An 18,087-nucleotide genomic window follows, 5' to 3' on the forward strand; every position below is an offset into this window, starting at 1 on the left:
GGTCGTCTGAAAACAGTTTCAGACGACCTTTTATCATTTATTTATTTTCTTTTTGAAATAAAATTAATTTTCTTTTAAAATTAACCGTTACGATCGACTTTTGAAAGAAAATACAAATGACTAAGCCCGCTTCCAGACTCAGCATCCTCAGCCTCTCCCTCCTTACCGTTTCGGCGGCATTTGCCTCAGACGAACCCCAAGCCCGAGAAATCGCCGAACTCGAAACCATCACCGTAACCGCCAGCGCAGACGCATCCAAGGGCGGTTTGATTCCTGCATTTAAGGGCGGACAGGTGGCGCGCGGCAGCCGCGTGGGTATTTTGGGCAATAAAAAAAACCTAGAATCGCCGTTCTCCAATACTGCTTACACCAATAGGCTGATTCAGGACAAACATGCGCGCAGTGTCGGCGACGTACTGCAAAACGACCCGACCGTCCGCGTTGCGCGCGGTTACGGCAATTTTCAGGAAGCGTATTTCATACGCGGCTTTGCCGCCGAATCGGACGATACCATGTACAACGGCCTTTACGGCATCCTGCCGCGCCAATACATCGCCACCGAGCTTTTCGAACGCGTGGAAGTCCAGCGCGGCGCATCCGCCTTCTTAAACGGCATGGCGCCGGGCGGCAACAATATCGGCGGCACGGTATCCGTATTGCCCAAACGCGCGCCCAATGAAGGATTGAACCGGCTGACTGCCAATTACGGCGCGGGAAAACGCGGTGGTTTGGCGGCGGACGTGGCGCGCCGTTTTGGACAAAATCAGGAATTCGGCGTGCGCGTCAATGCGGCGCACCATAACGGCAAAACCGCAATAGATGACGAAAAGTCTAAACTCAGCCTGGTCAATATCGGCCTAGACTGGCGCAATGAAAATGCCCGCTTGTCCGCCGATTTGGGCTGGCAGGACAACAAGCTCAAAGCCACGCGTACCAATGTTACCCTGTCAGGCCTGACCGCCGTGCCGGCCGCGCCTGATGCCTCGTCCAACTGGGCGCAGCCGTGGACGTATTCCAACGAGCGCGACTGGTTCGGCACAATGCGCGGCGAATACGATTTCAACGACAACCTGACTGCCTACGCCGCCTACGGCTTCCGCCGCAGCAAGGAAAACAATTCTCTGGCAAACCTGACTGTCGGCAATGTCAACGGCGACGGATCGATTTACCGCTTCGACAACGCACGTAAGGATAAAATCGACACGGGTGAAATCGGTTTGCGCGGCAAATTCAATACGGGCGCGGTAGAGCACGAATGGACCGCCGCCGCCAACCGGTTCCAATCCTCGCGCAAAAACGCTTACATCATGGATTGGGGCAACCAATATACGACCAACCTCTACAACCCGTCCCGCTATCCGCAACCCGCAGCCGCCGACCCGCTGTATTCGGGCAACGACATGGGCAATCCTGCCGTTACCGGCAAAACACGCCTGACCAGCTTCGCCTTGGGTGACACCTTCAGCCTTTGGGACAAACGCCTGCAATTCATGCTCGGGGCGCGCTGGCAGCAGGTGCATAACAAGGCTTACGCCTATAATACGGGCGCACAAACCGAAAATTACAAAAAATCGCGCCTCAGTCCCGCCGCCGGCGCGGTGTACCGCATCACGCCGAATTGGTCGGTGTACGGCAACTACATCGAAAGCCTGGGACAAGGCGCGACTGCAGGCTCGACTGCCTCCATCAACGGCCGGGTCTACGCCGTCAGCAATACCGGCGAATCGCTCAAACCCTATGTTTCCAAACAAAAAGAAATCGGCACGAAATTTGAAGCCAACGGCTTCGGCGCGGGATTGGCCTTGTTCCACACCGACAAACCGCGTTCGCTTTACGTTGCCGAAAGCGACAACACCGCCCGCTTCACCTCCGAAGGCAAAGACCGCCACCGGGGCGCGGAAATCACCGTTTACGGGGAAGTCGCACAAGGTGTGAGGCTCTTGGGCGGCATTACCCTGCTCGATGCCAAGCAGAAATCTACCGGCTCATCTTCAACTGACGGAAAACGCACCATCGGCGCGGCTAAAACCCAAGCCAACATCGGCTTGGAATGGGAAGTGCCGAAAGTGCAGGGTTTGGCATTTGACGGACGCATGGTTTACACCGGTTCTTCCTACGCCGATGCGGCCAATACGCTTAAAGTCGGCGGCTGGACGCGCTTCGACATCGGCGCGCGCTACCATACCCAAATCGGCAGACACGAAGCCACCTTCCGCGCCCGCCTCGATAATGTTGCCAACAAGAAATACTGGGCATCCGTCGGCGGATACCCTAACAGCGGCTACTTGAACGCCGGCGCACCGCGCAGCTTCACCCTGTCGGCTTCGGTCGATTTTTAAGGGACGGGCGGCAAACGGCCTCCAACGATCCAAAGGTCGTCTGAAACGTTTTCAGACGACCTTGGAGCCTGGGGCGTCCGACTTTGCCCTACGCTTTCGGACAACCGCCGTAAAACTCCGCCTTTGCGGCATCGGCACCGACAACGGGCAATGGATTTTGCTGCGCCGCCGCTTTCTCCGAATAACGTCAAACCCACTAAAAGGTCGTCTGAAACGTGTTCCAAATCCAAAACGCCACCTTCGCCATACCCGGCCGCTCGCTGCTGCACGACATCAGCGTCAACTTTTCCCCTAACCGCGTGTACGGCCTCATCGGTCATAACGGCTCGGGCAAGTCCACGCTGTTGAAACTGCTCACCCGCCAGCATGAACCCGCAGGCGGCAGGATATTGCTGAACGACAAAGAAATACGCGCCTATTCCGCCCGCGCATACGCCAAAGAAGTCGCCTATCTTCCGCAGCAACTGCCCGCCGCTACCGCGCTGACCGCGCGCGAGCTGGTTATGATGGGGCGTTATGCCTGGAGCGGGCTTTTAGGGCGCACGAACGATGCGGACAGACAGGCGGTGGAACAGGCGTTGCGGCTGACGCATACGGAAAAATTTGCCGATCAAATCGTCGATACGCTGTCGGGCGGCGAACGTTCGCGCGTCTGGCTGGCGATGTGCCTGGCGCAGCAAAGCCGCTTTTTGCTGCTGGACGAACCGCTTGCCGCTTTGGACATCGCCCACCAAATCGACGTGATGGCACTGGTTCGCAAGCTGTCTCGCAATTTGGGTTTGGGCGTCATCATCGTCATCCACGACATTAATCTGGCGGCGCAGTACTGCGATGAACTGGTCGCGCTCAAACAGGGACGGCTATTAAAAACGGGCAAACCCGCCGACATTATGACCGCAGAAGTGTTGAAAGACATTTACAGCGTCGATATGAACATCATCGCCCATCCTGAAAACGGCCGCCCCGTGGCATTGCCTTGACGCAGGCAAACCGTCCCGCCTCATAAGTTCCGACCATAAAATCCGCCGCCCGAATCCAAACCGGATGACATCGCAGACCATTGTGGAATACCTGTATCCGATATGTTTCAGACGACCCTTTATTCAAAAACCGAAAGACCTTCCAAGCTCATGTCCCACCGCTTTTCAGACGACATTCCCCGCCTTACCGCACGGCTGTTTTTTACCGCAGCCCTCCTGTTTTCCCTGCCTGCACCCGCCGCACCGCGTGTGGCGACTTCGGACTGGACGGTCGCCGAAACACTGACGGCGATGGGGCATCCGCCCGTCAGCGTTGCCGATCGCCGCGTGTACGATACCTGGGTGAACTATCCGCCGCTGCCCGCTGCCGTCAAGGAAGCGGGGCTGCGCTTCCAGCCGAATTTGGAGCGGCTGTATCAGATAAAGCCTGATTTTTTCGTGCAATCTTCCTGGTATGCCGCCGCCAAGTCCCAGTTTGAAAAAATCGCCCCGGTACGCGAAGTGGATTTCGGCACGGCAAAAGGCATCGAATATGCCCACACGGTCGAAGCTACGCGCAGGCTGGGTAAAATCATCGGCGACCCTGCCGCTGCCGAAAAGCTGATTGCCGGTACGGAAAACCTGTTTGCCCGCGCCAAACCCGCGCTTTCGGCATATCGCGGCCGCCCGTTTGCGGTGGTGCAGTTTGTCGACGGGCGGCATTTGCGGATTTACGGCAAGACTTCGCTGTTTCAGGCCGTGTTTGACAAATTGGGGCTGAACAATGCCTGGACGGGCAAAAGCAACGAATGGGGTTTCGAAAACATCACGCTTTTAGATTTGGCAAAGCTGCCGCCGGACACGCTGCTAATCATCGTCAAACCGCATCCTCAAAATACACGTGCAACGCTCGAAAAAAGCGCGCTTTGGCAACGCCTGCCGTTCTGCCGCCCTGCAAACCGCCGCATCTTCGAGCCGTCGTGGAGCTACGGCGCACTGCCGTCCATGCAGCGTTTCACTTTGCAACTGATGCGTTCGATGTCGTCTGAAAACCCGTCCGCACAAAAGGAAGCCGCATGGTAAAGATTTTCAGACGACCCCTGCCTATCCTTGCCACCGCGTTGGCAATATCGTGCGCGCTGACGGCGTTTTGGATATTGAAGCTGGAATGGACGCTGCCGTGGCTGCGGCTGTTTGACCGTCCCGACAGCCTGCCTTTGGATGCGCTGATGGTGCAGAACAACACCCTGCCCCGCATGGCGATGGCGCTGCTCGCAGGCGGCAGTACGGCGATGGCGACCATGCTGATGCAGCAGTTGATGCGCAATCCGCTCGCATCCGACAGTACACTGGCTGTCAGCAGCGGCGCGCAGGCGGCTTTGGTGGCGGCGACCGTGTTCGCCCCTTCCTTCCTTGCCTACGGCACATCCGCCGTGGCGTTTGCCGGCGCAGCGGCGGCTTTGGGCGCGGTATTGCGGCTGTCGGCACGGCGCGCCCTGCAACCGCTCAGCGTCGTGCTGGCGGGTTTGGTGGTCAGCCTGTATCTGGGTTCCCTCACCGGTATCGTGATGCTGTTTTTCAGCGAAGAGACGCGCGGCGTGATGCAGTGGGGCAGCGGCTCCCTGGTGCAGGACAGTTGGCGCGATACGTTGGGGCTTTTGTGGCGGATTGCTGTTGCCGCCATACTTACCGCCTTTTTAATCAAACCGTTAAACATCATGAGCCTGGGCGACACACAGGCGGAATCGGCAGGCATACCGGTGAAGAAAATCCGCCTGCTGTCTTTGGCGGTTGCTGCATTTTTGAGTGCGGGCGTGGTCGGCTTTGTCGGCATGATGGGCTTTGTCGGATTGGCGGCGGCAACGCTGGTGCGGCAAATGGGCGTACGCACGCTGTCCATGCGCCTGATTTGTTCCTTCATCGTCGGCGCACTGCTTTTGATGCTGACGGACAACGGCCTGATGCTGCTGAAACACTACCGCGGCACCGATCTGCCCGCCGGCGCTGTAACTGCCCTCGTCGGCGCGCCGCTTTTGTTGTGGCTGACGGCGAAAGCACCTCCGCGTCCTTCGTTTCAGACGACCTCCGATATTTCAACCGCCGCGCCGCACGTCCCGCGCCTCTTGCGTTTTCTGCTGCTTATCGCCGTCGCCGTATCGGTATTGGCGTTTACGGTCGGACGCTATGACGAAACCCTGCGCCTGACCATAGACCCGGAATATTTCGTATTCCGCTACCCGCGCGTGCTGCTCGCCGCCGCCACCGGCACCATGCTCGCGTTGACCGGCGTCATACTGCAAAGGCTGACGCAAAACCCGATGGCGGGACCCGAACTCTTGGGCATCAGCTCTGGAACGGCATTCGGCGCGATGTCGGTAGTGATGCTGTTCGGCATTACCTCGGGCAGCGGCTGGTTTTGGCTGACAGGTATCGTTTCCGCTCTCGTATCCTTGGGGCTGTTGATGCTGTTCAACCGCAAAAACGGATTTACTCCCGAAAAAATCCTGCTTACCGGCATGGCGCTGGCCGCACTCGCCGATGCCGCCATCCGCATTTGGATGGCAACCGGCGATTTCCGCGTACAACTGCTTTTATTGTGGATGTCAGGTTCGACCTATCAGGCAACGCCCGAGTCCGCCCTTACCGTCGGCCTCCTCGCCGCCGCCTCGCTCCTCCTCATCCTCACGCTGCAACGCTGGCTCGGACTGCTCAGCCTGAACGCAACAATCGCCCGCTCCGTCGGCATCAACATCCCCCTCGCACGGCTGGTGCTGATCGTCTCAAGCGCAGCGTTAACCGCCTTATCCACACTGCTTATCGGCCCCTTGAGCTTCGTCGGACTGCTTGCGCCTCATCTGGCCCGTATGCTCGGCGCACGCCTGCCCAAACAGCAACTTGCTGCCGCCGCACTCATCGGCGCATCGGTTATGATGACGGCCGACTGGCTGGGCAGGCAGGTAATGTTCCCTTACGAAGTCCCCGCCGGAATGATGGCCACGCTCATAGGCGGCGCATATTTCATGATGATGATGCGCAAGCTTTAATGCGAACGGAGATACAAAAAGGTCGTCTGAAAACAGTTTCAGACGACCTTTTTGTTTAACATGTTTATTCGATAATAAAAATCTAACAAAAATCAAATCTCAATTAATAATAACAATATTAAATTGAGGTCATAGTTCCAATAGTCAAAACCTTTCTGTATAGTTTTACTCATAGCTTAATGCAAACAAAATTTAAATATCGATATTAAATTTTTATTAGTTGCTTGGATATAAGCATCCCGTCCGGCAAACCGTCTCATCAACCTATGACAACTATACAAAGGAAATAACGATGTCTATCTCCAAATGCCCTGTTACCCACCTGACCATGAACAATGGTGCGCCCGTTGCCGACAATCAAAATAGCCTGACCGCAGGCCCACGCGGCCCTCTGCTGGCGCAAGACTTATGGCTGAATGAAAAACTCGCCGACTTCGTGCGCGAAGTCATCCCCGAACGCCGTATGCACGCCAAAGGTTCGGGCGCATTCGGTACGTTCACCGTGACGCACGACATCACGAAATACACCCGCGCCAAAATCTTCAGCGAGGTCGGCAAGCAAACCGAGATGTTCGCCCGTTTCACCACCGTGGCAGGCGAGCGCGGCGCTGCCGATGCAGAACGCGACATCCGCGGCTTTGCCTTGAAGTTCTATACTGAAGAAGGCAACTGGGACATGGTCGGCAACAACACGCCCGTATTCTTCCTGCGCGACCCGCGCAAATTCCCCGACCTGAATAAAGCCGTCAAACGCGACCCGCGTACCAATATGCGTTCTGCCACGAACAACTGGGACTTCTGGACGCTGCTGCCCGAAGCCCTGCACCAAGTCACCATCGTCATGAGCGACCGCGGCATCCCCGCCAGTTACCGCCATATGCACGGTTTTGGTTCGCATACTTACAGCTTCTGGAATGAAGCGGGCGAACGTTTCTGGGTGAAATTCCATTTCCGCACCCAGCAAGGCATTAAAAACCTGACCGACAAAGAAGCTGCGAAAATCATCGGAGACGACCGCGAAAGCCATCAGCGCGACCTGTACGAAGCCATCGAACGCGGCGAGTTTCCGAAATGGACGATGTACATCCAAGTCATGCCCGAGGCGGATGCGGAAAAAGTGCCGTATCATCCTTTCGACCTGACCAAAGTTTGGCCGAAAAAAGACTATCCGCTGATTGAAGTGGGCGAATTCGAGTTGAACCGCAATCCCGAAAACTTCTTCGCCGATGTGGAACAATCCGCTTTTGCACCGAGCAACCTTGTGCCCGGTATCGGCGCCAGCCCCGACAAAATGCTGCAAGCCCGTTTGTTCAATTACGCCGACGCGCAACGCTACCGCTTGGGCGTAAACTTCCGCCAAATCCCTGTCAACCGCCCACGTTGCCCTGTTCACAGCAACCAACGCGATGGACAAGGCCGTGCCGACGGCAACTACGGCAGCCTGCCGCACTACGAACCCAACAGCTTCGGCCAATGGCAGCAACAACCCGACTTTGCCGAACCTCCTTTGAAAATCAACGGCGATGCAGCGCACTGGGACTACCGTCAAGATGATGACGACTACTTCAGCCAACCGCGCGCTTTGTTCAAGCTGATGAACAATGAGCAACAACAAGCTTTGTTTAACAACACCGCCGCAGCCATGGGCGATGCGCCTGACTTCATTAAATACCGCCATATTCGCAACTGCTACCGTTGCGATCCGGCATACGGCGAAGGCGTAGCCAAAGCCCTTGGACTGACTGTCGAAGATGCCCAAGCGGCACGAGCCAACGACCCGGCTTTAGGTCAACCTGGTTTACTGTAAGGAGGCATTATGTGGATAGAAATTGAAGAACTCTTGTCCCAAGCTGTCCGATACAGCCGTTCAAACAAAAAGTAACGGTTTAGATCATTAAGCAGGTCGTCTGAAATGCAAAATAAAGTTTCAGACGGCCTTTTTTATAATGAAGTTTATTTGATTGCTTTTGATTCAATGGAACTGGCTGCCCTTATTTCTCTGTAAATCATGGCATACCCTCTACAACATCTCATGCCTCTACTGCAAATAAAAAACCGCACGGCTGCTTGCCGTGCGGTTTTGCTTTTGCTTTTTGTCTGAAGGTTCAGACGGCCTTACATCATGCCGCCCATACCACCCATGCCGCCCATATCAGGCATAGCAGGTTTTTCTTCAGGGATTTCAGCGATCATGCAGTCTGTGGTCAGCATCAGGCCGGCGATAGATGCGGCGTGTTGCAGCGCGGAACGGGTTACTTTGGCGGGGTCGAGTACACCCATTTCAATCATATCGCCGTATTCGCCGGAACCTGCGTTGTAACCGTAGTTGCCTTTACCTTCCAACACTTTGTTCACGACCACGCTAGGCTCGCCGCCTGCGTTGGCAACGATTTGGCGCAGCGGAGACTCAACGGCGCGCAAGACGATTTGTACGCCTGCGTCTTGGTCGGCATTGCCGGTGTGCAAGTTTTCCAAAGCGGCACGGGCGCGCAACAGGGCTACGCCGCCACCTGCAACCACGCCTTCTTCAACGGCCGCACGGGTAGCGTGCAGCGCGTCTTCCACGCGGTCTTTTTTCTCTTTCATTTCGACTTCGGTAGCAGCACCGACTTTAATCACTGCCACGCCGCCTGCCAGTTTGGCAACGCGCTCTTGCAGTTTTTCTTTGTCGTAATCGCTGGTTGCGGTTTCGATTTGTTGGCGGATTTCGGCAACACGCGCTTCGATTTGGGCAGCGTCGCCGAAGCCGTCGATGATGGTGGTGTTTTCTTTACCGATTTCGATGCGTTTGGCTTGACCCAAATCGTCCAAAGTCGCTTTTTCCAGAGACAGGCCGACTTCTTCGGAAATCACCACGCCGCCGGTCAGGATAGCGATGTCTTGCAACATGGCTTTGCGGCGATCGCCGAAGCCCGGGGCTTTCACGGCAACGGTTTTCAGGATGCCGCGGATGTTGTTCACCACCAAAGTCGCCAAGGCTTCGCCTTCTACGTCTTCAGCGATAATCAAGAGCGGACGGCTGGCTTTTGCCACTTGTTCCAAAACAGGCAGCAGGTCACGGATGTTGCTGATTTTTTTGTCGAACAGCAATACAAACGGATTGTCCAGCGCAGCGATTTGTTTTTCCGCATCATTGATGAAGTAAGGGGACAGGTAGCCGCGGTCGAACTGCATACCTTCGACGACATCCAATTCGTTTTCCAAAGATTTGCCGTCTTCAACGGTGATCACGCCTTCTTTGCCGACTTTTTCCATCGCTTCGGCAATGATCGCGCCGACTTGTTCGTCGGAGTTGGCGGAAATCGAGCCGACTTGGGCGATTTCTTTGGAAGTATCGCAAGGTTTGGCGATGTTTTTCAGCTCTTCAACCAAAGCGGCGACGGCTTTGTCGATACCGCGTTTCAGGTCGGTCGGGTTCATGCCGGCGGTAACGTATTTCATGCCTTCCGCTACGATGGCTTGTGCCAGTACGGTGGCGGTAGTCGTACCGTCGCCCGCTACGTCGTTGGTTTTGGACGCCACTTCTTTCACCATTTGCGCGCCCATGTTTTCGAATTTGTCTTTCAGTTCGATTTCTTTAGCGACGGTAACGCCGTCTTTAGTGATGTGCGGGCCGCCGAATGCGCGGTCAACGACTACGTTGCGGCCTTTAGGACCCAAAGTTACGCGAACGGCGTTTGCCAGAGTGTTCACGCCGCTGACCATTTTTTGGCGGACTTCGTTACCGAACTGTACGTCTTTTGCTGCCATGTTTTGATTCTCCTAATTTATTTAATACATTTGATTCTATCTGAGGTCGTCTGAAAACCTTGTATGCCTTTTCAGACGACCTGTCGTTCTGAATACACGGAATGTTTATTCGACAATACCGAAGATGTCTTCTTCACGCATTACCAACAGCTCTTCGCCGTCGGCTTTTACAGTTTGACCGCTGTATTTGCCGAAGATCACTTTGTCGCCGACTTTGACATCCAGCGGACGGCGCTCGCCGTCTTTACCGATTTTGCCCGCACCCACGGCGATTACTTCGCCCATGTCGGGTTTTTCAGCGGCCGCACCCGGCAAAACGATGCCGGAGGCGGTTTTTTCTTCAGCTTCTAAGCGTTTGACGACTACGCGGTCGTGTAAAGGGCGGATGGTCATGTCTTAATGCTCCGATAAATAAATAGATTGAAAACAATTGTCTGTCGGACATGACAGACACGGTTTGCTTGAAAATAGCGGCACGCTTATGGAACGCCTGCCGTAATGGCGGGTAGATTTGGGTTGTTTGCGACAAATTCAAGGGAAAAAGTAAAAAATTCTATGCAGTCTTTCCAAATATTTTCATACGCAAAAATGCCCGATCACATATTTTTCAGACGGCCTGACATACAAACTGCAAAATTCGTTTAAAAACAACACAATTCCTTTACAAATGCAACACAACTCTTTACAACTATTTCTTTTTAATGCATTATTATAAATGATGATTATTCTTAATTGCATCTTTTAAAGATAATTTCTCTTTATTTGCTTTTATTTTTTATTACTGTCATTTTATTAAGGACATTTCTCAATGAATACGCCTCTGTTTCGACTGAGCCTGCTGTCACTGACACTGGCAGCCGGTTTTGCACACGCAGAAAATGAAGCCAAAGACAATGTTGTGCTTGATACCGTTACCGTTAAAGGTGACCGCCAAGGTAGCAAAATCAAAACCAATATCGTCACTCTTCGTCAAAAAGACGAAAGCACGGCAACCGATTTGCGTGAATTATTAAAAGAAGAACCCGCCATCGACTTCGGCGGCGGCAACGGCACGTCCCAATTTCTGACGCTGCGCGGCATGGGTCAAAACTCGGTGGATATTAAGGTGGACAACGCCTATTCCGACAGCCAAATACTATATCACCAAGGCCGTTTCATCATCGACCCTGCGCTGGTCAAAATCGTCTCCGTACAGAAAGGCGCAGGCTCGGCATCTGCCGGTATCGGCGCGACCAACGGCGCGATTATTACCAAAACCGTCGATGCCGAAGACTTGCTCAAAGGTTTGGATAAAAACTGGGGCGTGCGCCTCAGCAGCGGTTATGCCAGCAATGACGGCGTAAACTACGGTGCCAGCGTGTTCGGAAAAGCCGGCAACTTCGACGGTTTGTTCTCTTACAGCCGCAACGATGAAAAAGATTACGAAGCAGGTAAAGGCTACAAAAGTCCCAACGGCGGCAAAACCGTACCTTACAGCGCACTAGACAAACGCAGCTACCTGGCCAAAATCGGAACAACCTTCGGCGACGGCGACCACCGCATCGTGTTGAGCCACATGAAAGACCAGCACCGGGGCATCCGTACTGTGCGTGAAGAGTTTACAATCTTCGAGTCCGACCCTGCAAAAGACAGGCAGAAACCCTCATACCGTGAAACTACCCAATCCAACACCAACTTGGAGTACACGGGTAAAAACCTGGGCTTTGTCGAAAAACTGAACGCCAACGCCTATGTGTTGGAAAACGAACGCTATTCCGCCGATGACAGCGGCAGCGGTTACGCAGGCAATGTGGCAGGTCCGACCACAACCAAAATCACCACCAAAGGTGCAAATATCAACTTCGACAGCCGCCTTGCCGAAAAAACCCTGTTGAAATACGGTGTCAACTACCGCCATCAGGAAATCAAACCCCATGCCTTCCTGAATTCGCAATACACCAGCACCGATGCCGCCCTGCAAAGTCTGGTACGCGGATACAGCCTGACCAACCCGACCAAAACCGATTACGGCGTGTATGTCGAAGCCATCCAAGATATCGGCGATGTTACCCTGACCGGCGGTCTGCGTTACGACCATTTCGATATCAAAACCCATGACGGCAAATCGGTTTCAGACGGCAAAGTCAACCCGAGTCTGGGCGTAATTTACCAACCTGTCGAAAACTTGAGCTTCAGCGTAAGCCACAACTACGCCAGCCGCAGCCCGCGCCTGTATGACGCGCTGCAAACCCACGGCAAACGCGGCATCATCTCGATTGCCGACGGCACTAAAGCTGAACGCGCGCGCAATACCGAAATCGGCTTCAACTACAACGACGGCACGTTTGCCGCAAACGGCAGCTACTTCTGGCAGACCATCAAAGACGCGCTTGCCAATCCGCAAAACCGCCACGACTCTGTCGCCATCCGTGAAGCCGTCAACGCCGGCTACGTCAAAAACCACGGTTACGAATTAGGCGCGTCCTACCGCACCGGCGGCCTGACTGCCAAAGTCGGCGTAAGCCACAGCAAACCGCGTTTTTACGATACGCACAAAGATAAATTGTTAAGCGCGAACCCCGAGTTTGGCGCACAAACCGGCCGCACTTGGACGGCCTCCCTTGCCTACCGCTTCCAAAATCCGAATCTGGAAATCGGCTGGCGCGGACGCTATGTTCAAAAAGCCGTGGGTTCGATATTGGTGGCAGGTCAAAAAGGTCGCGACGGCAAACTGGAAAACGTTGTACGCCAAGGTTTCGGTGTGAACGATGTCTTCGCCAACTGGAAACCGCTGGGCAAAGACACGCTCAATGTCAATCTTTCAGTCAACAACGTGTTTAACAAGTTCTACTATCCGCACAGTCAACGCTGGACCAATACCCTACCAGGTACCGGACGTGATGTACGCTTGGGCGTGAACTACCGCTTCTAAGCAATCAGCTTGAAAAAGCCGTCTGAAAACAAAAGTTTTCAGACGGCATCTAGCTTTATAATCCGATACAAGTTATCATTTCGATTTACTTTATTTCCGACTACGGAGAAACTCTATGTTACGTTTGACCGCTTTAGCCGTATGCTGCACCCTCGCTTTGGGTGCGTGTTCACCAAAAGATTCTGCTTCCAATCAGGCACAAACTGCTTCCGCTTCTGCCGCCCAAACCGAAGGCGCAAGCCTGACGGTGAAAACCACGCGCGGTGAGGCAACAGTGCCGCAAAATCCGGAGCGTATCGCCGTTTACGATTTGGGCATGCTCGACACTTTAAACAAACTGGGCGTGAAAACCGGTTTGTCCGTCGATAAAAACCTGCTGCCTTACTTGGACGAATATTTCAAAACCACGAAACCTGCCGGTACGCTGTTTGAGCCTGACTACGAAGCCTTAAACGCTTACAAACCGCAGCTCATCATCATCGGCAGCCGTGCAGCCAAAGCATTTGATAAGTTGAACGCCATTGCGCCGACCATCGAGATGACCGCCGAAACCGCCAATCTGAAAGAAAGCTCAAAAGAGCGCATCGACGCGCTGGGGCAAATCTTTGGCAAACAGGCGGAAGCGGACAAGCTGAAAGCGGAAATCGATGCTTCGTTTGAAGCGGCGAAAACTGCTGCGCAAGGCAAAGGCAAGGGTTTGGTGGTATTGGTCAACGGCGGTAAGATGTCGGCTTTCGGCCCTTCCTCACGTTTGGGCGGTTGGTTGCATAAAGACATCGGCGTTCCCGCTGTTGATGAATCGATTAAAGAAGGCAGCCACGGCCAGCCTATCAGCTTTGAATACCTGAAAGAGAAAAATCCTGATTGGCTGTTCGTTTTGGACCGCGGCGCGGCCATCGGTGAAGAAGGTCAGGCTGCGAAAGATGTTTTGAACAATCCTTTGGTTGCCGAAACAACTGCATGGAAAAAAGGCCAAGTCGTGTACCTCGTACCGGAAACCTATCTGGCGGCCGGAGGCGCACAAGAATTGCTGAACGCTTCCAAACAGGTCAGCGATGCGTTTAATGCGGCCAAGTAATTCGGCACGGGCATAGCCGCCCGCCTCTTTCAGACGGCCTGAAGGGGTTGATGATTCACAGGATCAAGCTGCTTGATCTGAAGTCATTGGATTTAGGCCGTCTGAAAATACATGGTGCAAATGGACAATTTTTGCCTGTTTGCATCTGTTTTTATGATGGGCAAACCTGCCTTTTTCGCAAAATACCTTAACCCTTCTTTCAGACGGCCTTATTTTTCCGAACCATTTTATGTTTCACAAACCTTCATTTTTAAATGCGGTCAACGGTGTGGCGCTGCTGATATTGTTTGCCGTCAGCCTGTCGGTCGGCGTGGCCGACTTCAAATGGTCCACCCTGTTTTCGCTATCCGACAGCCAGCAGGTCATGTTCATCAGCCGCCTGCCGCGCACGTTTGCGATTGTGCTGACGGGTGCGTCGATGGCGGTGGCCGGCATGATTATGCAGATTTTGATGCGCAACCGTTTTGTCGAACCGTCGATGGTGGGCGCAAGCCAAAGCGCGGCTTTGGGCTTGCTGTTGATGACCTTGCTGCTACCGGCCGCGCCGTTGCTGGCAAAAATGTCGGTTGCCGCCGTTGCCGCGCTGATCGGGATGTTGGTCTTTATGCTGCTGATCCGCCGCCTGCCGCCGACCGCGCAACTGATGGTGCCTTTGGTCGGGATTATTTTCGGCGGTGTGATTGAGGCGGTGGCCACCTTTATCGCGTATGAAAACGAAATGCTGCAAATGCTCGGCGTGTGGCAACAGGGCGATTTTTCCGGCGTGTTGCTCGGACGGTATGAGCTGTTGTGGGCAACGGGGATTTTGGCTTTGTTTGCCTATTTGATTGCCGACCAGCTGACGATTTTGGGTTTGGGCGAAACGGTGAGCGTGAACTTGGGGCTGAACCGGACGGCGATTCTGTGGTCGGGGCTGATTATTGTGGCGCTGATTACGTCTTTAGTGGTCGTGACGGTCGGCAATATTCCGTTTATCGGCCTAGTTGTGCCGAACATCATCAGCCGCCTGATGGGCGACAAGCTGCGCCAAAGCCTGCCTGCGGTAGCCTTGCTGGGCGCATCTTTGGTGTTGCTGTGCGATATTGTCGGACGCGTAATTGTGTTTCCGTTTGAAATTCCGGTCTCTACGGTTTTTGGCGTGATGGGGACGGCTTTGTTTTTATGGCTTTTATTAAGGAAACCTGCTCATGCCGTCTGAAAAAAATATCGGTTTTATGGCAGGAAGCAGCCGTCCCTTGTGGGTGGCCTTTGCGCTGTTGCTGGTTTCCTGCGTTCTGTTTATGACACTCAACGTCAAAGGCGATTGGGACTTTGTCTTGCACCTGCGTCTGACCAAACTTGCCGCGCTGCTGATGGTTACCTATGCGGTCGGCGTGTCCACGCAACTCTTCCAAACGCTGACCAATAATCCGATTCTGACCCCTTCTATTTTGGGTTTCGATTCGCTGTATGTGTTTTTGCAGACCTTGCTGGTGTTTACGCTCGGCGGCGTGGGCTATGCTTCCCTACCGTTGACGGGCAAATTCGGCTTTGAACTGGTCATCATGATGGGCGGCTCGCTTCTGCTGTTCTACACGCTCATCAAACAGGGCGGACGCGATTTGTCGCGCATGATTTTAATCGGCGTGATTTTCGGGATTTTGTTCCGCAGCCTGTCGTCGCTGCTTTCACGCATGATTGACCCCGAAGAATTTACCGCCGCGCAGGCGAATATGTTTGCCACCTTCAATACTGTCCACTCGGAATTGTTGAGTATCGGTGCAGTCGTGTTGCTCATCAGCGCCGCCGTGATCTGGCGCGAATGCCACCGCCTCGATGTTTACCTGCTCGGCCGCAATCAGGCCATCAATTTGGGCATCAACTACACGCGCAATACCTTATGGCTGCTGTTGTGGATCGCTGCGCTGGTTGCAACTGCGACCGCCGTTGTCGGCCCGGTAAGCTTTTTCGGCCTGCTGGTTGCCGCGCTGGCCAACTATTTTTCCCCGTCGGTCAAACATTCCGTCCGCCTGCCCATGACTTTTTGTGTCGGCGGCATCCTGTTGGTCGGCGGGCAAACCATCTTCGAACACTTCCTCGGCATGCAGGCCGTATTGAGCGTGGTCGTCGAATTTGCAGGCGGATTGGTATTTTTATATTTGGTGTTGAAAAAGAAATAAATTAAACGTGCCCAAACGCTCACAAAAATAAATTCAGGCCGTCTGAAACCTTCAGACGGCCTAAGCAAACCCATAAAGGACAACCCTCATGACACCAGAACGCCTCCCTTCATTCTTCGATGACGCCCCGACCATTACCGTCCAAGACGCATTGGCCGACTTCCTCGGTGCAGCCGAAAACGGCATCCTCACTTACCACTACGCCGATGCCGTGCGCCTGTGCGGCCACTCCTGCCCGACTGTCGCCGGAGCCTACCTAATGGTCATCAAAGGCCTGAAAGCCCTTTACGGCGCAGAGCTGCCGCAACGCGGCGACATCGAAGCCTTTATGCAGGGCGAGCGTGACGAAGGCACGACCGGTGTTACCGCTTCCGTCGTCCAACTCCTTACCGGCGCGGCACCCGAAACCGGCTTTGGCGGCGTAGGCCCTGCCGGACGCTTTGCCCGCCGCCATCTCTTGTCCTTTGGTGCAGGCGAAATCAACGGCACACTCGCGCTCTGCCGCCGCGATACCGGCAAAACCGTTGCCGTCAGCCTCAACGCCGCACTCCAACCCTTTGCGCCGCAAATGCGCGACATCATGCCCAAAGCCGTCAGCGGCAGCGCAAGTGCCGACGAACTCAAACAATTCGGCGAGCTTTGGCAAGAACGCGTCCGCGCCTTCCTGATTGACCAAGCCGACAATCCTGAATTTGTCACCGTCAAAGAAATCTAAAACGTCATAATCAATAAGTTTCAGACGGCCTTAAAACTCAAGGCCGTCTGAAACTCCAATTTCCATTTTCGGACCCGCCTATGATTACCATCCGCAACGTCAGCCACACCATCGGCAGCAACCCCATCCTCAACGACGTCAGCCTCGACATTCCCGAAGGCGGCATTACCGCGCTGATCGGCCCGAACGGCGCAGGCAAGTCCACACTCCTCTCCTTTATGGCGCGCCTGCAGCCCTTGGTACACGGCGACATCAGCTACGCAGGCAAAGACATCAAAACCACCCCCACCGCCGAACTCGCCCGCACACTTTCCATCCTTACCCAAGAAAACAGCATCATGAGCCGCATTACCGTGCGCGACCTACTCATGTTCGGCCGCTATCCCTACCATCAAGGCAGGCCGTCTGAAAACGACAAAACCATCGTCGAAGAAGCGCTTGCCGAGTTCCACCTGCAAGACTTCGCCGACCGCTACCTGACCGAGCTTTCCGGCGGCCAACGCCAACGCGCCATGATTGCCATGGTATTCTGCCAGCGCACCGACTACGTTTTGCTGGACGAACCGCTGAACAACCTCGACATGTATCATGCCCGCTCCCTCATGCAAATCCTGCGCCGGCTGACCGACGAACACAAACGCACCACCGTCGTCGTTCTGCACGACATCAACCAGGCCGCCGCCTACGCCGATTACGTCGTCGCCATGAAAAACGGCCAAGTCGCCATGCAGGGCAAGCCCAACGATATTTTCACCGCCGAAAACATCAAAACCCTATTCGATATGGACGTCAACGTCCTCGATTACGAAGGCAAAAAACTGGTTATCCACCATATCTAAATCCGACAAAAAGGCCGTCTGAAACCCGATTGTTCAGGTTTCAGACGGCCTTTGCCTATTCAAAGCGTTTATTTTTTATCGTACAAACCGCGCACCACGCGACCGATCGCGACAATGCCTTTTTCCAGCGTTTCCGCGTCCTGCGCAATGCTCATGCGGATGCACTCATGCGCGTGCGGATAGTCTTGCGTATCGATGCCGACAAAAAAATGCTCGCCCGGAATAATCAGCGTGCCTTCGGCCTTGAGCATTTCGTACAAAGTTTGCGACGAAACAGGCAGGTTTTCAAACCA

At 54.3% G+C, this 18,087-nt stretch carries 13 protein-coding genes and 1 pseudogene; 11 read left to right on the forward strand and 3 right to left on the reverse strand.

Going from position 1 to position 18,087, the window contains the following annotated elements:
• Window positions 1-116 precede the first annotated feature (116 nt).
• From HMPREF2872_RS09630 to katA, 5 genes are all read left to right on the forward strand, one after another.
• The gene (locus HMPREF2872_RS09630; protein WP_070633224.1) at window positions 117-2,339 is read left to right on the forward strand and encodes a TonB-dependent receptor; all 2,223 of its coding nucleotides are present in this window, start codon (window positions 117-119) and stop codon (window positions 2,337-2,339) included.
• Between the two features lie 215 nt (window positions 2,340-2,554).
• Complete coding sequence (locus HMPREF2872_RS09635; RefSeq protein ID WP_070633226.1) at window positions 2,555-3,319, forward strand: ABC transporter ATP-binding protein; 765 nt, start codon at window positions 2,555-2,557, stop codon at window positions 3,317-3,319.
• 150 nt (window positions 3,320-3,469) lie between these two features.
• Complete coding sequence (locus HMPREF2872_RS09640) at window positions 3,470-4,381, forward strand: ABC transporter substrate-binding protein (RefSeq protein WP_283119018.1); 912 nt, start codon at window positions 3,470-3,472, stop codon at window positions 4,379-4,381.
• Window positions 4,375-6,342, forward strand: coding sequence for a Fe(3+)-hydroxamate ABC transporter permease FhuB (gene fhuB, locus HMPREF2872_RS09645; RefSeq protein WP_070633230.1), 1,968 nt, complete (start codon window positions 4,375-4,377; stop codon window positions 6,340-6,342). The genes HMPREF2872_RS09640 and fhuB overlap by 7 nt, the downstream gene beginning before the upstream one ends.
• A gap of 292 nt (window positions 6,343-6,634) precedes the next feature.
• Window positions 6,635-8,149, forward strand: coding sequence for a catalase KatA (katA, locus tag HMPREF2872_RS09650; protein ID WP_070633232.1), 1,515 nt, complete (start codon window positions 6,635-6,637; stop codon window positions 8,147-8,149).
• Window positions 8,150-8,457: 308 nt separating this feature from the next.
• Here katA and groL read toward each other — a convergent pair whose 3' ends face one another.
• On the reverse strand, window positions 8,458-10,092 hold the full coding sequence (groL, locus tag HMPREF2872_RS09655; protein WP_070633233.1) for a chaperonin GroEL: 1,635 nt from the start codon (window positions 10,090-10,092) through the stop codon (window positions 8,458-8,460).
• A gap of 105 nt (window positions 10,093-10,197) precedes the next feature.
• Window positions 10,198-10,485: a co-chaperone GroES gene (gene groES / locus HMPREF2872_RS09660; protein ID WP_003684150.1), complete on the reverse strand. Its 288-nt coding sequence runs from the start codon at window positions 10,483-10,485 to the stop codon at window positions 10,198-10,200.
• 415 nt (window positions 10,486-10,900) lie between these two features.
• Between groES and HMPREF2872_RS09665 the strand changes: the two genes are divergently transcribed.
• The 6 genes from HMPREF2872_RS09665 (at window position 10,901) to HMPREF2872_RS09690 (ending at window position 17,794) form a co-directional block, all read left to right on the forward strand.
• Window positions 10,901-13,003, forward strand: a complete 2,103-nt coding sequence (locus HMPREF2872_RS09665; protein ID WP_070633235.1) for a TonB-dependent siderophore receptor — start codon at window positions 10,901-10,903, stop codon at window positions 13,001-13,003.
• A 115-nt stretch (window positions 13,004-13,118) separates the two neighbouring features.
• On the forward strand, window positions 13,119-14,081 hold the full coding sequence (locus HMPREF2872_RS09670; protein WP_070633237.1) for a siderophore ABC transporter substrate-binding protein: 963 nt from the start codon (window positions 13,119-13,121) through the stop codon (window positions 14,079-14,081).
• Between the two features lie 229 nt (window positions 14,082-14,310).
• Window positions 14,311-15,279 (forward strand): ABC transporter permease, encoded by a 969-nt coding sequence (locus HMPREF2872_RS09675; protein WP_070633239.1) that lies wholly within the window; start codon window positions 14,311-14,313, stop codon window positions 15,277-15,279.
• The gene (locus HMPREF2872_RS09680; protein ID WP_070633241.1) at window positions 15,269-16,240 is read left to right on the forward strand and encodes an iron chelate uptake ABC transporter family permease subunit; all 972 of its coding nucleotides are present in this window, start codon (window positions 15,269-15,271) and stop codon (window positions 16,238-16,240) included. Before HMPREF2872_RS09675 ends, HMPREF2872_RS09680 begins: the two co-directional genes overlap by 11 nt.
• Before the next feature lie 88 nt (window positions 16,241-16,328).
• Window positions 16,329-16,955: an FmdE family protein gene (locus HMPREF2872_RS09685; RefSeq protein ID WP_070633244.1), complete on the forward strand. Its 627-nt coding sequence runs from the start codon at window positions 16,329-16,331 to the stop codon at window positions 16,953-16,955.
• 80 nt (window positions 16,956-17,035) lie between these two features.
• Window positions 17,036-17,794 (forward strand): iron ABC transporter ATP-binding protein, encoded by a 759-nt coding sequence (locus tag HMPREF2872_RS09690; protein ID WP_003684210.1) that lies wholly within the window; start codon window positions 17,036-17,038, stop codon window positions 17,792-17,794.
• 68 nt (window positions 17,795-17,862) lie between these two features.
• On the opposite strand, the pseudogene HMPREF2872_RS09695 reads toward HMPREF2872_RS09690, so the two are convergent.
• Window positions 17,863-18,087 (reverse strand): annotated as a pseudogene (locus HMPREF2872_RS09695) (valine--pyruvate transaminase); the annotation flags it as partial.

The sequence above is a fragment of the Neisseria sp. HMSC069H12 genome (assembly GCF_001812735.1).
GTDB lineage: Bacteria > Pseudomonadota > Gammaproteobacteria > Burkholderiales > Neisseriaceae > Neisseria > Neisseria subflava.